General features: G+C 59.6%; 8 protein-coding genes. 4 read left to right on the top strand and 4 right to left on the bottom strand.

Translation table 11 applies throughout. The annotated features are described in order from the left end of the window. Positions 1-42: 42 nt before the first annotated feature. Positions 43-1245, bottom strand: coding sequence for a cytochrome P450 (locus NKJ57_RS27525; RefSeq protein ID WP_352513574.1), 1203 nt, complete (start codon positions 1243-1245; stop codon positions 43-45). A gap of 199 nt (positions 1246-1444) precedes the next feature. On the opposite strand from NKJ57_RS27525, the gene NKJ57_RS27530 reads away from it, so the two are divergent. From NKJ57_RS27530 to NKJ57_RS27545, 4 genes are all read left to right on the top strand, one after another. After that, positions 1445-1705, top strand: coding sequence for a hypothetical protein (locus NKJ57_RS27530; protein WP_352513573.1), 261 nt, complete (start codon positions 1445-1447; stop codon positions 1703-1705). A 1197-nt stretch (positions 1706-2902) separates the two neighbouring features. Continuing rightward, positions 2903-3436, top strand: a complete 534-nt coding sequence (locus NKJ57_RS27535; protein WP_352513572.1) for a peroxiredoxin — start codon at positions 2903-2905, stop codon at positions 3434-3436. 69 nt (positions 3437-3505) lie between these two features. Further along, a complete protein-coding gene (gene rpoN, locus NKJ57_RS27540; protein ID WP_352513571.1) occupies positions 3506-4942 on the top strand; it encodes an RNA polymerase factor sigma-54 in 1437 nt (478 codons plus the stop codon). A gap of 57 nt (positions 4943-4999) precedes the next feature. Beyond that, complete coding sequence (locus tag NKJ57_RS27545) at positions 5000-6217, top strand: MFS transporter (protein WP_286456083.1); 1218 nt, start codon at positions 5000-5002, stop codon at positions 6215-6217. A 634-nt stretch (positions 6218-6851) separates the two neighbouring features. Here the strand turns inward: NKJ57_RS27545 and NKJ57_RS27550 are convergent. The 3 genes from NKJ57_RS27550 to NKJ57_RS27560 form a co-directional block, all read right to left on the bottom strand. Further along, positions 6852-10322 carry an ATP-binding protein gene (locus NKJ57_RS27550; RefSeq protein WP_352513570.1) on the bottom strand — a complete coding sequence of 1157 codons (3471 nt, stop codon included), beginning with the start codon at positions 10320-10322 and terminating at the stop codon, positions 6852-6854. Further along, complete coding sequence (locus NKJ57_RS27555) at positions 10319-11578, bottom strand: metallophosphoesterase family protein (protein ID WP_352513569.1); 1260 nt, start codon at positions 11576-11578, stop codon at positions 10319-10321. The genes NKJ57_RS27550 and NKJ57_RS27555 overlap by 4 nt, the downstream gene beginning before the upstream one ends. Positions 11579-11649: 71 nt before the next feature. Next, positions 11650-16926, bottom strand: coding sequence for a DUF3320 domain-containing protein (locus tag NKJ57_RS27560; RefSeq protein WP_352513568.1), 5277 nt, complete (start codon positions 16924-16926; stop codon positions 11650-11652). Between the last annotated feature and the right edge of the window lie 35 nt (positions 16927-16961).

Genomic DNA, 16961 nt, shown 5'->3' on the forward strand with positions numbered 1-16961 from the left:
GGCCAATTCGAGGACATCGCGATTCCTCGTGGCGTCCGCGCATCACCAGAGCACCGGGAACTCCACGAACCCGCCAGTGATGATCTCCTTGCGCAACTCCAGTTCTTCGGGCGCCACCGCCAGGCGCAGCGCGGGAAAGCGCTGGAAGATCGAACCGAACACCGCTTTGAGTTCCAGCCTGGCCAGCGCCAAGCCGATGCAGCTGTGCGGCCCGTAGGAGAACGCCAGGTGCGGGTTTTCGTCACGTCCGACATCGAAGATTTCCGGGTCGTCGAAATGGCGCGGATCGAATGACGTCGCCGGCAGGCCGACCAGCACCTTGCTCTCCGCGGGAACATGCACGCCCGCGATGGTCACGTCGGTCCTCGGATAGCGCATGATGCCGTCCCAGCCGGCGCCCGGCGGGTACATGCGCAGGATTTCCTCTACCGCCTTGTCCACCAGGGATGGATCGCCGACCAGGCGTTCGCGCTGTTGCGGATGGCGGAACATGGCCAGCAGGCCGAATTCGATCTGCGCCACGGTGCTCTCGTGCCCCGCCACCAGCATGCCCGCCGCCAGGCCGATCGCCTCTTCCTCGGTCGCCTTGCCCTGGTCGACCGCCGCGAGCAGATCCGTCAGCACGTTGTCGCCCGGATCCTGGCGCTTGTCCCGCATCTTGCCGCGAATGTAGGCGCGGAGTTCTTCCCAGGCCAAGCGCGACGCGCTTCGCGGGCCGCTTTCATGCTGGTGCGTCATCACCTCGTCGGACAGCCCGGCGAAAAAGGCGTGATCCTCGTAGAGCACGCCCATCAGCGCGCCAATGACCATGGCGGGAAGCGGAAAGGAGAGGTGGCGCCGCAGATCGGCGGGCTGGGGCTGGGCCGCCAGCGTCTCGAACAACTGCGCGGCGATCGCCTCGACCTGCTGCGCGAGCAGCTTCACCCTGCCGTTGCTGAAGGCCGACGCCACGATCGTGCGTAAGCGCGTATGCTCGCCCCCCTCGTGCGAGACCAGCCATCCTGGCGAACCGAGAATCACCGAATCCGGGGTGAATGCCGCCGGCGGCATTCCCGCGGGCCGGAACGCCGCGTCGGACAACACCGCCCGGGCCTCGTCATAGCCTGTCACCCACCAGCCTTCGTGCCCGGACGGGAAGCGCACGCGGTGGATCGGACCGTTGGCCCGTAGCGCCAACATCTCAGGCGAGGGCTCAATGTGATCGACGCGCCACATCGGCAGCGTCGGCAAAGGTTGTTCGGACATGCTGGCACTTCACTCTATAGCGATGGAAGGGCGGAAGGTGACCGGCGGGCGCTGCGGTAGAGAAGACCTAAGACGGCATGTAGACGACGTCGTCGGAAGGCAGACCGATTATCAGGATCGGCTAACGCTTAACTGCCTAGGCAAACGCGCGGCGAGATGCAGAACGTTATCCTGTACCTTCGAGGTCAGGATAAAGTCGGTGTGGTGGGCCTTTGACTCGCCGCCGGCCAAGATTTCCTGCGCAAGGGTCGACAAGAGCGGCGAGCTGTTGGGTAAGGGCGGTTTCGCCGAGGACCCCATGCCCATAGACGCTATCCGACGCGGATTTGACATTTTGCTTTTCTTTCTTCGTTCCATTCGTGCCATCCACGAAATGAAAGTCGGTCGGCGGCTCCCGGCCCGCAACGAAGAGGCTTCAAAACTCGTGCCAATTTGGCCGACCGAACAAAAAAATCTGTGATGCTTTTAGGGGCTTAGCCTGAGGCCAGAGAAGAGCTAGGCGAAATAGGCCGGTGTCGCGGGCCAACAAAGGCGACCGAACAGTGTCGGACAGAACGCCTCGGCGACCTTTAGGTCGGGCTTGCGACATTCTGGTCCAGTTTCGAACATAAGAGGGCGGCAAACAGACACGATTGGGGAATTCGATCCTCACGGGGCCAAGGCGCTTGCCCAAGAGCGCGCGCTCATGTTGCCGCGACAGGCGCGTGTTCGCGGTGCCTGCGCACCCATGAATGCTAGCGGCACACGCTACGGAATGACTGGAGTGCCCGCCAGCCTCAGGTAGTGCATCGGCTCGGCTTCCGGTCTTCTTTGCCCAGCCGGGGCCGAAGCGCCGAATATCCGCACCACACAGCATCGTTGTTGCCTATGTGACGAGGCGGTTATAGCGCGCGCCCGATCTTCCAAGACACGGCCTCCGAGAAGAAAGGGGGCGGTCCAACGGCACCTCTATTCCAAATGGCACGCCGCTTGCTGCTCCTGGTTAGAGCACCATCAAATCACGATGAAAGCGACTTGTGCCATGCCCGATACGCGAAGCTCTAGACCGTGGCCTGAGGAGACGGTGCCCCTTCCAGCTGAACATCGGGGCATCGTCTCCTCCGGAAGTCCGTTCTGGGTGGCCGCTTTGCGCATGGCTGGTCCGATGCCGGCGCGCCAACACGGGCCGCGCGCGCAAATGCGGTTTGCCGGTTCTGTTCAGCATGTGAGTGCCGAAAAGCCTTGTCAAAGGGTCGTCACCCAAGCCAAGGCCGGCGGGTCACTGCCACATATCGACAACATGCTGAACCAGTCCAGTGACGCGGAGTCCAGTGACGCGGGTCTGTTGCGTGAAGTGACATTTCAGGCCCCCACATGCTTTGCGATATTGGCTCCTTCCGGCCGCTATCCTTTTTCCAAACGCACTATCGCTAGTGACCGATCCCGCTTCCGGCGCCATAGCCGTGGAAAGCAAGATGCTCGACGGTGTCCAGCTCGCTCAGATCGATTGCGTTCGGATGGGAAAGGCCAGCAGCCAGGACGTTCCCGTACGTCGGGAGGGAAAAAAAGGAGGTTGCGAGCCGCGAGGCCCTCATTCCGTGCCGGGGATACGAGCCTTTACCCGGTATTGCGCCAGCCTCTGCCAGAATTCAGCGCAGTCTTCTTCAGGAGCAACTTGATGACAGTTCGAAACAAAGTTCCCTTCGTCACCTTTCTCACGCGTGTTCACGATAAGTCAGTCCAGGGGCCAAATCCATATCGCTGGCAAGAAAAAACATCTGACGACTACTTTGCCGGCAAGCGGGTCATCCTGTTCTCGCTGCCTGGCGCCTTCACCCCGACCTGCTCGACCTACCAATTGCCCAAGTTCGAAGAGCTCTATGATGAGTTTGCGAAGCAGGGAATTGACGCGATTTACTGCCTCTCAGTCAACGATGCCTTTGTCATGAATGCGTGGGGGAAGTCCTTGGGCCTGAAGCAGGTCCAGCTCATCCCCGATGGCTCAGGCGAGTTCACACGCAAGATGGGCATGCTGGTTGCCAAGGACAATCTCGGATTCGGGATGCGCTCATGGCGCTACGCCGCCCTGATCAACAATGGCGTGGTGGAGCACTGGTTCGAGGAGGAAGGTTTCTCCGACAACTGCGAGGCCGACCCGTATGGCGTCTCATCCCCGCAAAACGTTCTCGAAACGCTGAAAGCCGCCGCATGACCTAGAAAACGTCTCACTGGCGCCATTGCAGGCCCCAAGAGGCTCCTCGACGGGATTATCGCACACACCATGCAATCTTCAGCAAGCCTGTTTCAGCGCCAGAAGCAATCCATCGTCGCATCGCCTCAACTCATTGAGTCGATTCGCTTGCTGCAACTGGCGCATACCGAACTGCATCAGTTCGTGGAGGGGGAAATCGAGAAGAACCCGCTCTTGGAATCTGCGTCAAACGATGGCGGGCCTTTTGACGATGCTTCGATTTCGGGAGCGGATCAGCCTGTCGGCTTTGGGGCAAACGCCGTTGAAGGTCCGACCGGGGCAGGGTCGCCTGAACGGCTCGGGCAATGGAAATCACTTCGCAACACGACCAACAACCCGCCGGGCAATGGCCCTTCCCTCGACGAGTTTGCCACACTCGCCGAAACATTGCACGACCATGTCGCTCGTCAGATCGCCCTCACTGCGTTCACACCACAGGAGCGGCTGATCGCTGGCCAGCTTGCCGCCGATCTGGAAGACACTGGCTACCTTCGGGCGAACCTTTTGGAGCTGGCCCAGAGCCTAAATGTCCATGAGGCTGTTGTGGAACGGGTTCTCGGAACCTTGCAACAATTTGATCCACCGGGAGTTTTTGCGCGAAGTCTCAGAGAATGCCTCGAGATTCAGTTGCGCCAGCGAAACCGGCTCGACCCGGCAATGGCAGCTTTGGTTGCCCATCTTGAAATGCTTGCGCGACGCGATTTTGAGGCGCTGAAGCAGCATTGCGGCGTCGATGAAGAAGACCTTCTCGACATGATGCATGAGGTTCGTGCGCTCGATCCAAAGCCTGGGAACAGATTCGAATCCGGTGCGTCTGAATCAATCATACCCGACGTCTGGGTCACGCCCTCGCCGCAAGGCGGGTGGCAGATCGAACTTGATCCCGCCACGCTGCCGAAGCTGCTGATCAACCAAACCTACTATGCCGAAGTCACGCGTCAGACTGCCCAAAATTCGAAAGATCAAGCATTTCTCGACGAATGCTTGCAAAACGCGAACTGGCTAATCCGCAGCCTCGATCAGCGCGCCAAGACGATTGTTAAGGTTGCGGCTGAAATCGTGCGTCAGCAGGATGCCTTTTTGGAACATGGCGTCGCCCACCTGCGGCCTCTCAATCTTAGAACCGTCGCTGACGCGATCGACGTGCACGAGTCGACGGTAAGCCGGGTGACCTCGAACAAGTACATGCTTACCCCGCGCGGAGTTTTTGAACTGAAGTATTTTTTCACCGTCGCGATCGCGTCCTGCCAAGGCGGCGATGCGCACTCCGCCGAAGCTGTCCGGCATCGGATCAAAGCGATCATTGCCGCAGAATCTCCCGGCGACGTGCTTTCCGACGAGGACATCGCTGTCCGGCTGAAGGAAACCGGCATTGATGTTGCGCGCCGCACCGTCACAAAGTATCGCGAAGCAATGAACATCCCCTCCTCAGTGCAACGCCGCCGGGAAATGCGCTTGTGTTTTTAGATTTGGGTCAAGGCAGCCTACATCACGTTGCATTGCATCAAAGTGGAGACTTCGTTCATGACCCGATCCGCAGCAGGCGTCATGAACGCTGTTCTGCACGACCCAGAAAAGCCTGTCCCACCGTCTGGTCCCGCATGGGGTGCCATCATTTCGCTTTCCTTGGGCACCTTCGGGCTGGTCACGGCAGAGTTTCTGCCTGTCAGCCTGCTCACGCCCCTCGCGCATGATCTCGCTATCAGCGAGGGAGCGGCTGGACAGGCGATGACGGCGACAGCTATCGTCGGGGCGATCTCGGCGCCGACGGTGGCCATCATCACAAAGCGCCTGGACCGCAGGACCGTCATGTGGACCATGACGCTGCTGCTGATCCTGTCGGACGTTCTGGCGGCCGGCGCGTGGTCGCTGGCGGTTCTCCTGACTGCACGCGTCGTGCTCGGCATAGCGCTCGGAGGCTTCTGGTCGATGTCGGCAGCACTGGCGATGCGGCTCGTTCCAAGCCACCTCCTGCCTCGCGCTATGTCGATCATCCTCACCGGCGTTTCCGTAGCTACCGTCTGCGCAGCTCCAATCGGCGCTTATGTCAGCGATATCTGGGGATGGCGAAGCGCCTTCATGCTCGCTGCAGCCGGCGGTGTCGCTACACTGCTCGTGCAGCTCATAACCATTCCGAGACTGCCTCCGATTGGAGTGACTAGCGTCCGCAGCCTGCTGGATGTGGCAAAGATTCCGATGGTCAAGGTTGCGCTTTTTGTCATCCTGCTGGTCGCTTCCGGCCACTTCGCCGGAATCACCTATATCCGCGCCTTCCTCGAAAAGATTCCCGCGCTTGACGTCGAGACGATCTCGCTTGTGTTGCTTGCTTTTGGCATCGGCGGATTCTTCGGCAATTTGGCCGGCGGGGTTCTGGCCGAGTACAGTCTCAAGGCAGTCGCGGCCCTTGCACCGCTGCTCATAGGGATAGCGGCTGTTTCGCTACTGACGGCGGGAGCATCGGCCTTCGCCTCGGGGATTGCGGTTGGCGCGTGGGGCTTTGCCTTCGGCGCGGTGCCGGTAGGATTACAGACGTGGATGGTGCGGCGGGCCGTTCCCGAGCAGGCCGAAAGCGCCGGTGTGCTGATGGTCGTAGCATTCCAAGTGGCAATCGCAGCCGGCGCGATTTTCGGCGGGCTATTGGTGGAGAATGCGGGGATCGCCAGCGCCATTGCCTACAGCGCTGTTGCCACGTTCGTCGCTGCCCTCATAGTTTTCCTGCTCGGCCCGAAGCGCGGAACCTAGATCGCCTGACAGGAGAGATCTCAGCAGCGCAGCGGGACGAGAGGTCCAATCGCATGCACGGCGCGGCGCGATCCTCCGCTTGCGGGCGATGCCCCGACGGGAGCGACTGGCTCGCCTTCGATAATGCCTTTACTCTCTTGACGAATGCTCTGGCGGATCGATCTGTCGTATCGTTCGCATACCATCAGCTTGCCTGGCCACTCACCCTTTGACACGGTGCCTATCCGTCCGGGGCAGCACGAATGCATTTCGGCGAGCGTCCTAGCCCTGAACGACCTGATCTTATCCTTGTAGTGCTGGGCGGGTTACGCCCCTTGAACTGAACCCGTATTGTGGGCGCACCTGCCGATCCAATTCGCCCTTAATCGTCTCGAAGCGCTGTAAACGTACCCGTCATTGGCTGCAACAAAGTTGCATTCTTCGGCGCAATAATTGCTTACTCGAAATGCCCCGCCCCGCCACCGAGAGGCGGGTCATCCGCGCTCCGCCCGGAGTAGTCGTTCATCCACGCAACATTGCAGAACAAAATAGGCATTTCTCAGCCTCTATGGGACGTCATGATGGATTCGATCGAAGGTTCCTATGTCAGCCGAGTTGGTTAGTTGAACCGTTTTGACGCGAATTCTAATCGAGCCTAATCCAGCTGGTGAATGGTAGATTGTGGCACAACAGCCTTGGCGATTTCACATAGGTGCTTGTGGTGCGTGAGATAGATGACCTGACCTGTGTTCGCCATCTCCCCAAACAATCTAAAAACTTCCTCCGAGCGAATATGGTCAAAGGTTTCCATGATGTCGTCGGCGATGAAGGGAACCGAGGGCCGGAATTGGGCGAACTCGTAATAACCGGCGAGCCTCAGTGCTAGGTAGAGCTGAAAGCGCGCGCCCTTCGAAAGCGCTTCAGCGAGCTTGGATTGCCCGTCGCGCTGCACCGCGATGAGAACCTCCTCGCCTTTGACGGGCTGGGTTGTAAGGCCTGAATACTGCCCACGGGTCATTAGCTTGAATGCGTCTGATGCACGCGCCATCATCCCCGAACGGTGGTTCTCACGGTAGATCCGCAAAGCATTTCCAGCCGACATGATACCAAGTTTCAGCTCAATGTAGCGAACGGCCTTCTCCTCGATTTCCAACAGGGTTGTGCGCCGTTCGGCATCCAGGCGGGCAACCGCGCTGTCACCGCCGATGGCGTCCAACTTGTCTGCCGCGCGGGTCTGTCGGATCAGCTGTTGCTGGATGATTTCAACGAACTGGCGAAGCCGCTGCTCGCCCTCAGCCTTCTCGACCGCGAGGTTGTCGAAATCGATCGCTTCCAGGATCGAGCGTGCCTGGTCGAATCCATCGACTGCGAGTTCCGCCACTACCCGTTCCTCAAGTTCGGCGACGGTAGTGCGCAAGCCGTCGCGCTCACGCAGCAGCTCGTCGCGTTCGACTACCTCGGACAGAGTGGCGACGCCAAAGACGCCCAGCACTTCATTCTTGCGGCGTTCGTGTGCCGAAATCTCGGTGTCGAGGATTTCGCGCGCCTCCTTGAGGCGCTTCAGCTCGTTGCCGAGGCTTGCCTTCGTTTCACGTGTCCGCTCGGCACGCTCCAGGCGCTCGGCAAGGCGGGTGGCCAACTGCTCCGGCTCGCCATCCTTCGTCGGCTCGTCGGCTTCGACCGCAACGGCGATGACCTCGACCAGAAAATTGGCCCTGTCGGCCTCCATCTTGTCGATACGCAGCTGCAGATCCTCCCGCTCCTGCAGGCTTCTTGACAGTTCGGCCAATTGATCGAGCACAGCGCCAACGCCTGACGCGGACAGACCGCTTTCGAGCCACGTTCCCTTGAGCGCTTCGGTAATGCCGGCCAGCCATTCCTCCTCGCGACGCTCCGCCACCCCTACCGCAACCCGTCGGGCAGCTAGATCCTCTTCTTTGGAACTCACCATCCTGAGCGCCTCGGCATACTCGGCGTCCACCTTGCGCTGCCGGTCCAGAAACAGCTCCGCGATGGCCATGATTGCTTCGAGGGTGTCGCCGGGCTCTGATACTATGCCGACACTTTCCAGCGCCGCTCTCATTTCCAAGTGTATCTGCTCGCCGGCGTCAGCGGCTCGCTCGGCTTTCAAGCGAGCAAGTTCGATCTGCTCCCAGGCAGCGAGCGCATCGCTGCGCGCCTCGATCTGATCCTCGATCCTTTCGATCAGGCGCTCAGACGAAGGTTCCAGGGCTTCTCCGAGGAGGTCGCTGGCGGCCACACGGATTTCCAACAATTGGGTATCCGCATCCTTGACGAGCTGTTGGCTTTGGATGCCGTTTCGTGACAGGTTGGCCGTGGCCTCGGCCAGGGCACGCGTCATTGCCCGGATCTCGGCCAGATCCGCCGCGCCGGCCAGCCGGCCTGCGCTGGCAACGTCATCGCGCGTCAGTGCCACGGCGAAATCGTCAGCGGTGTCACCAGTCAACACTGCGCGGTGCGTTGCCCACGCATCATCGCGGAGACGGCGGATGGCGGCAGCCGCTTCATCGTCGACAACGTCGACCGAGGCTCGAAGGGCATCCAATCGTGCGGCGAGCATTGCATGGTGGCCCTCGTATTCGGCGAGGCGTTCGGCAAGTACCGCGGTGTTCCTTGCCAGTACTGACGCTACTGTCTTCCAGGCGGCAATCTGCCCGGCGCTCGGAACCGCAACGTTGACGAGAGCGAGGGCATCTCCGTTCCATGGACGCAAGCGAGCCAGCGATGCCTTCCATCGGATTGTTCCCGCATCTCCCGCCTCGCGAGCCGTCTTGATCTCTGCCTTGTGTCCGCTTGCTCGCGCTTTCGACAAAGCCGAGCCCAGCCTTGCCCTGGCGGGTTCGGGCACCGCCCTTTCCTCGCCGACCCGCTGCCTTGCCACCTGCAACGCATCGAGTGCTGCCGCCGCCTCGTCGCGGGCGGCGCGCGCGCCCGTAGCAATACCGGACCTCTGCTCGACCATAGCGCGAACGACGCCAACTGTGACGGTAGGCAGAAGCAGTGCGGCAGGATCCGGCTCGGAAGACCGGCCCAAGGCGGCAAGGCAGCTTGCCACGGTGTTGTTGAGGATTTGCAGCCCCATCCTGCGAGTGGGCAAGTCAAAGCCAGCCGCGGTATGGCGCACCTTGCCCTCCGCCAGGCTGCGAATGCGTTCGGAAATCGACAGGATCCGTTCGTCCTCGTCGACCGCAGTGACTTTTGCCGACAGCCGCTCGACCTCATCGATGTTTGCGGACAGTCGCGTTCTGAGGCTGGCATCGTCATCGATTAGTTCGGTGACACTTCCCGTCCATGTCCGGGCTGGGGAGGTGATGTCCGGCAGCTGATCCAGCCGGGCAATCTTGCGGCGCATATCCGCCAGCATCGGCGCAGCACGTACGTAACGAGCAATGGTATCCAGCCTGGCCACCAGCACGGCCCGATCGCTGATGGTTCGGCCGTACTGCTGCGATGCATCGAGACGTTCGGCCTCCAGCCCCTCATAGGTCGATGCAAGTGTGTCGATCGCATCCCTGCGCGACTTCACGTCAACAAGGCGCTTCTTCAGCAGCGCCAGTTCGGTGCCATGCGCCTGCTTCCGATACAGCGCGTCTGCTTCGGCCTCGAGGGCGTTCAACGTATCGCTTGCGTTCCCAAGACCGGCGCTGGCCGTGAAGAGGAGCTTGCCGAGGTCGCCCCGCGATTCCAGGATCGATTTTCCGCCGGCTTCCAGCGTCTCGTCATCGAGTGAAAACATAGTCGTGTAAGCGTCACGCGACAGTCCGGCGAGATGCGCCGTGATCGCCACCTCGCTCATCGATTGGCCCGTCGCGTTCAATAGCGAATTAGTACGCTGTTTCGTACGCGTGAACGTGTGCTCGGAGCCGGCCAGTTCCAGAACCCCACCGATGCGCATGGCGCTGTACTCATGCAGGAAGTTGTAGCGGCTCCGTTCCTCGATGCCGAACAGCAAATCTAGATAGGCGGAAAGCGCTGTCGATTTGCCGGCCTCATTCAGGCCAAACACGATATGCAGATCAGGTCCGGATTCCGGTTTGGGTCCGAAGTCGATCGTACCATCGGTGAACTTTCCATAGCGAATGAGGTCAAGGCGCTGCAGCCTCATGACGCTCCACCGGACTTAAGGCGGGAAGTCACCAAGTCTGCGCCCTTGGAAAGCACCTGATCGAGGAACCGTTCCAGCCCGGCTTCGTCCTTCCCAGCAAAATCCCGTCCGTCGGCCGGAAGGTCGGCGACCATCCTTTGGACGAACGCCCTCGCCTCGGCGCGGAAGGCATCCGAGGTGGCATCGGCGCGCATGGATTGCTCGAGTTCGAAAATCGGATCAGCAATATCCTCGGCCGTCTCCGCCCGAGGTGGCGCGATGTCAAGCTCGAGCTTCTCCACCCACGTATGGCCTAGCTGTTCCGCAGCCTGTTCGGCTTCGGCAAGAAGGAGATCTCTGTCGCGGATCAGCGCCCATAACAATGGTGATGTTCCTATTAGGCCAACGCGGGCCACAGCATGACGCGACCGGACGGCGGCCCGCATCTCTTCGAGTGCGTTTCGAACACGCGCGACGGCCTCGGACCACTCCACTGCTCCCGTAAGGTCGACGCTGACCCTTTCGAACTGCGCAACGCAGGTCAGCCTTTCCTCGATCTCCACCGAACGGTCGTCTCGCACCGTCACAAGGGTGACTGATTTCTCGCCGGCCTCGTTGATATCCCTCCCCTGCGGTATTCCCGGCATCACCACCGTGCTTGCGCCGGAATGGACTTGGCGAAGATGAATGTGGCCAAGCCCCCAATAGTCGAAACCGTGGGCGTGCAGGTCAGCGATGCTGCAGGGCGCGTAAACGTCGTGACCGGGCGATCCGGCCAGACTGGTATGCATGATGCCAATATTGACGGCTCCTTCGCGAGCAGCCGGATATTTGGGCAGCAGGCTGTCCGGCGCCTTAGGGTTCGCAAAGCTCAAACCATGGAAAACGACGTCCACACCGCCGGCTGTCTGCAATACCGACTGAGCACGACCGCCAAAAATGGTCACGGTGTCAGGAAACACCAGCTGTTTGGAAATCCGCGACAGGGCGTCATGATTGCCGCGGATCTTGAAAACCCTGATGCCGGCCTGGTGCAGGCGTGTCATCTGCGCTGCCAGGAACCGCGCCGTCTTCATCGAGGTTTGATCACCATCGTATAGGTCGCCGGCTATTACCAACGCATCCACGCGTTCCTCTAGGCAGAGATCCACTATCGAAACGAATGCCTGGCGGCTGGCGTCGCCCACGAGCCCGGCAAGATCGGGATTACGCATCGCGAGCGAACGCAGCGGCGAGTCGAGATGAATATCGGCCGTGTGTACGAATCGAAATGCCATTCGGCCTCCGCCAGCAAAAGAGGTGTTCCGAGCTTCAACATAGATTGCAACGAGGGCTCTACAATGCCCGGTCACACTTCAGCTAATGCCTCGCTCGCGGACTCGCCGGCCACCAACAAACCGTCTTGGGGCCGCAGCAAGCCCTTGGCAATCAAATCGGCGACCCCAGCTGAAATCAACTGCCGCAATTGTGCACTTGTGGCTTTGAAGCCCAGCATTCTCGCAACGGTTATTGCGATTTCTTCCTCCGTCGCACCGAGGTTGGATTTCACGACTTCCATGGCGCCTTGGGCGACTTCGTCCTGCGCAATCATTTCGGGCTTGCGCAATCCAGCGGACACGACGCCGCTGCGATCCCTGAGACGAACAGGAGCACCTGGCTTGAAGCAGAAGCTGCCTCGACGGGCTACTGCACCACCTCTCTGCGCTAGGCCTACCCCTCGCTCGATTGCATCCTGAATCCTGCCACCGGCCCGCTGCAGACCCCACGCGCCCCGAATACGCGAAACTATTTCGTCGACATGGATTGGTGTTTCTATAGCCACCACCTGCTCGACCAGTCCGGCCATGATTCCGCTGGGCGTCTCGTGGAGTTCGAACGATCCCGGTCGGTTTAGTTCGGCCTCTTCGTAGGCTCGATTGGGTATCTCGGATCCCTTTGTGCTTTCGAGACCGATTTCCGTCACGTTGCCGCTGTCGACCGTAACAACCTGCACGGCTACAGCACGATTTCTCTGGACCCCCAATTCGGCCCGCTCATCGAGCTCTTTTCTCGCAGCCTCAATCGCTAATATGGTTCGCTCCAGCTGCTCGCGTGGCATCTGAAACCAGTCAGCGCTCCAGATGCGATGGATTATCCAACCATGGTCTTCCAGAACAGACTGCCGTAGCCGGTCTCGATCTCGGGCCGAGCGCGATGAATGATATTCTGCGCCATCACATTCGATGCCAAGAATATAGCGGCCTGGCCTCTCCGGATCAGCAACCGCGAGATCGATGAAGAAGCCTGCAATGCCAACCTGAGCATGAACCTGGTAACCCTTTCCGATCAGCGCGTTGGCTACCTGCTCTTCAAAGATTGAATCCATTTCGCGAACCGTGGCCTGGGCAAGCGAAATTCGCCCTGTTCTCGCGTAGTGCAAGAAGAGCTTGAAGGCGAAGATGCCTTTCCCTTTGCCACGCTCCAGGTCGATGTCCTCGTCTGTGATGGACGCGAATACTTCGCAGCTGCGCTTGGCGCGGCTTATGAGGACGTTGAGCCGACGCTCGCCGCCTTCCGCACCAAGAGGGCCGAAACGCATGGCCATGTACCCCTGCGCATTCTTGGCATACCCCACTGAGATCATGATCACGTCGCGCTCATCGCCTTGAACATTTTCAAGGCTCTTGACGAAGAATGGCTCGCTGGGGTGCGCGTGAAAGAACTCCTCCGTATCGGGATTTAGTCGCCGCAGCCCTTCGAGTTCATCCTGGATGGCGCGGCGTTGGCTAACCGAAAATGTTGCAACGCCTAGAGTCTCTCGCGGGTTCACCTTCGCATGACGGATGATCGCTTCGGCTACTGCTCTCGCCTCTACCGGATTGGTTCCTGTGCCACCGGAATCGAAGACCCCCTCTGGCACATGCTGAAACCGCAACCCCATGCCTGCCTCTTGGGTATAGGGGCTTGGCACGATGAAAAGCCGGTTCTCGTAGAACTGGCTGTTCGATACGGCGATCAGAGATTGGTGACGGCTACGGTAGTGCCAGCGGAGCATACGCTGCGGCAAGCCGCGGGCCGTGAACAGGCCGAGGATGCTTTCGATGTCGGCGACCTGCGCGCCCTCACCCTCGTCATCTTCAGACTGCGAGCCTGTCACCTTCGCGAAGAATGTCGTGGGTGGCAGTTGGCGTTCGTCGCCAACAACGACCACCTGATTGGCCCTGGCGATCGAGCCAAGCGCGTCCACAGGCTGTATCTGAGACGCCTCGTCCATCACAAGAAGATCGAAGGACATCCTGCCGGGCGACAGGAATTGGGCCACCGAAAGCGGGCTCATCATGAACACTGGCTTGAGTGCCTGGATGGCAGGCCCTGCCTTCTGCATCAACTGCCGGATAGGCATGTGGCCCCGTCTGCGCGCCATCTCAGAACGAAGCAGTCCGACTGGTCCAGCTCCGCCGTCTCTTGAAGGAATTTTTCGGTGATGAGCCGTCACAACTTCGATTGCACCGGCCTTGATCCTCTGTCGGTCCAGATCCGCGAAGTCACGTACAGCCCTGGAATGCAATTCCCCGTCGAACCTTGCCAGCTCCGGCTCATCGGTCGCCATCGCTAGAAACATTCGTTCGTAGTAGGCCATATCGAAGACTGATCGCGCCGATCCTGTTGTAATCTGGCCGTCGGCCAGGCCGTCTATCAACTGTCCCAGTCCAGCCTTTCGGGCTGTTTCGGATCGCTCTCCATAGGCAACCCATTTTGAGAGCTGTTCCTGATGATCAAGCCACCCCTCCAGTCGAGAAACAACCTCGACTATCGCGACGTCTGGAAAATCGTCTACTCCAAACAAGGAGGGAGCATCGGCTTTCAAATCCCCTGCAAGCGCCTTCAATTCCCGCGCTACCGCTTGGGCCGCTTCACGCGCTGAACGCGCCAAGTTTGCGATCTCTTTTCTTTCAGGCAACCGCGCAGCCAAATGCCGGATTGAGCCATTTTCTCTCAGCCAAAGTTCGGCTTGCGCGAGAGCGGCCCAATCGGATCCTCGACCGAGCCACGACGAGCCGAATGCGAACTTGCCAAGGCTTTCCCCGTCCTCGATCTCTTGATCAAGCGCTTGTAGTCTGCCTAGTCGGCGTAGTATCTCCACCCGCTCACTGATCAGATCTGGAACGTCAGTCAGAACCTGTCGTGACGCGTCATCGGCTTGAGCTACAGTGCTTGCCTTCGCTTCCATGATTTGCAGCGAGGCCCGCTCGGCGGAAGCCACGTCACCTTGCATGGATGACGCAAGGTGGCCTAAATCGTTCCAAAACCCCTCGATAATCGGCTGACCGATGTCGATCACCTTACGAACTCGGACCGCACGCGCGCCCGCTTCAGAGCGCTCCGCCATCCGCCCGGCTATAATTCGCGGTTCCGAGCCAAGTCCCCTCAGCGTGCGCATCCACTCCACTAAGGCCTGGAGTGGTGCCGAAGACGATCTCTCACCGCGCCAATCGGCTCCGAAGGCGGAACCGCCAAAGGCGTCGCCTTCGCGCACTTTTGCTGCGGCCGCTTGGCCCTTCATTAGAATGTCGAGGAGACCCACTATCTCCGCCGCAGGCGCGCTAGGGGCCACCAAAATAGTCCGCACAAGTGCAGTGGCACGACGGTAGTCACCATTCAATGCTTTCAATATTCCCGTGTGCTCGGCGAGCGCTTGCCGCGCCGCGGCCACGTTGGTACTCCACGCGGCATCAACAACTTTGCCCTGAAGCTCGGCTCTAGCAGTCTCTAGCGTTGCTACGCTGTCGGCAAGGTCACCAGCCTGTTCCAGCCCGGAGTCCCAAACTGTGGCTGCGAATGCCTCAGGGCTCGCATCGGGGGCTGCCGCAACTCTCTCGCCGGTCATCACTAACCTGAGGAGTCCTGCAAGCGTGTCCGGTAAAACCGTAGACCCCAGTTCTTGATTTAGCCGCTCAGCTTCTTCTCTTAAGCGTGGGAGCAACACGGTTAGCTGGCGCGCACGAACGAAACCATCTTTCGGAAAGTCTGAAGGAAGCTTAGCAAGCTCTGTCTCGAGACCTTCAATTGGCGTGTCGATAGCCGTCGCCACCAACTGCTCCGACAGTTCCTCGGATTTGCGGTTGAAATCTGTTCCTGTCCAGAGAAGCGATGCAATGTCCTTTGGACGCTCATCCCAAACCGGCGAGACTAGCGCCTCGGCAGGAAGTCCAGGTGCGGACGCGAGAAGCTCAGCGAGATCTTCTACCTCGCCGCTGTCGCTGAGGATTTGCGGAGGCTTCGCCTCGATCCGCTCAGCAATATCGGCCAGTTTGGCGTGCAGAGCCTTTGCTTGATCCAGCGACGACGCAATGCGTGGGACGAGCCTCTCAATGGTCGTTGGTAGAACGACATCCAGGCCAACTCCCCGCCATGGGTGGTGGATCGGCAAGCCGATCTCGTTGATCCGCTGAGACACGTCATCGAGAAGTTTGCGACGTTGCGAGACACCGTCATTCGTCCAAGCGGTGGCATCCTCAAGTTCAATGTCAACTGGCTTTTGCCCGTTCTGCCTTAGTCGGGTTAGCTGGCCAAGAACTTGGTATGGAGTGAGTTCGGACGTTCCAAATGGAACATGCATCCTTGTAGCATGTGCATTGAGTTTGTCCCTAGCCTCCAGCAGGCGTTCAGTAAGGGAAGAAGCAAGCTGTCCGCGAGGCGATCCGAGTTGCCAGGTGCGCCGCAACTCCTCCAGCATCATGCGCTTGTTTGCCTTGTTGCTATGGAGCTCAAGGCAGGCGTCCCCCACCCCCGCAGTGTCAAGCCGTCGCTTCACGACCTCAAGTGCGGCCATTTTTTCCGCAACGAACAGCACGGTCTTTCCATCGGCAACGGCCGACCCGATAATGTTTGCGATCGTCTGCGATTTTCCTGTCCCGGGAGGACCTTGGATAACGAGGTCGCGACCCTTTCTTGCATCATGGATCGCAAGCGTCTGAGAACTGTCACTGTCGACGATATGCAACATTTCGGCAGGCGCGATATGCGGATCAATCGCAATGTCGTCCGACATCAGCGGTTCGCGTGTTTCGAAACCATCTGAAAGAAGCGAGCGGATCTTCGGTTGTTCGATAATCTTTGCGCCATCCGGCCAGAGATCCGGATCCAGGTCACGGTACATCAAGAACTTAGCGAACGAGAAGAAGCCGAGCACCATATCATCGGCAAGCACCTGCCAATCCTCTTTGGTCGACACTGCTTCGGCAACGGCATCGAGATAGGCCGAGACGTCGAAGTCGTCTCCTACTTCAAAACGCGGCAGGGCGAGCTTGTGAATGCGGTCGAGATAGAGTTCCAAGGAGAGGTTTGCGGTAAGATCTTCCGTACGAGCTCGCAGCCGAAACTTTTCTCCAGCGGCCCCTCGCTCCAGCCGTACCGGGACCAAAATGAGAGGAGCCTGGCGGATGTTTTCTTTGTTGCTCGAGTCAATCCACTTCAGCATGCCAAGGGCCGGTGGAAAAATTGCGGATGTTTGTTTAATGTTCCGAACACTTCGCATCCCCACCTTGATCTCGAGGTTCCCTTTCGGACAAAATGCCATCATACGTGTGGACGAGGTGTTGGCAGCTCTGGCATCCGCCTCGCCGGCCACGACCAACTGGCGCACAAGCCGACTTCTTTTTGAATCGGCCTCCTAATTTC

The sequence above is a fragment of the Mesorhizobium sp. M0077 genome, assembly GCF_040322955.1.
GTDB lineage: Bacteria > Pseudomonadota > Alphaproteobacteria > Rhizobiales > Rhizobiaceae > Mesorhizobium.

Bases quoted from the DNA above. Each gene is read 5' to 3' on its own strand.
- NKJ57_RS27555 (WP_352513569.1), bottom strand. From the start codon at position 11,578: ATGGCATTTCGATTCGTACACACGGCCGATATTCATCTCGACTCGCCG.
- rpoN (WP_352513571.1), top strand. From the start codon at position 3,506: ATGCAATCTTCAGCAAGCCTGTTTCAGCGCCAGAAGCAATCCATCGTC.
- NKJ57_RS27535 (WP_352513572.1), top strand. From the start codon at position 2,903: ATGACAGTTCGAAACAAAGTTCCCTTCGTCACCTTTCTCACGCGTGTT.
- NKJ57_RS27550 (WP_352513570.1), bottom strand. From the start codon at position 10,322: ATGAGGCTGCAGCGCCTTGACCTCATTCGCTATGGAAAGTTCACCGAT.
- NKJ57_RS27525 (WP_352513574.1), bottom strand. From the start codon at position 1,245: ATGTCCGAACAACCTTTGCCGACGCTGCCGATGTGGCGCGTCGATCAC.
- NKJ57_RS27545 (WP_286456083.1), top strand. From the start codon at position 5,000: ATGACCCGATCCGCAGCAGGCGTCATGAACGCTGTTCTGCACGACCCA.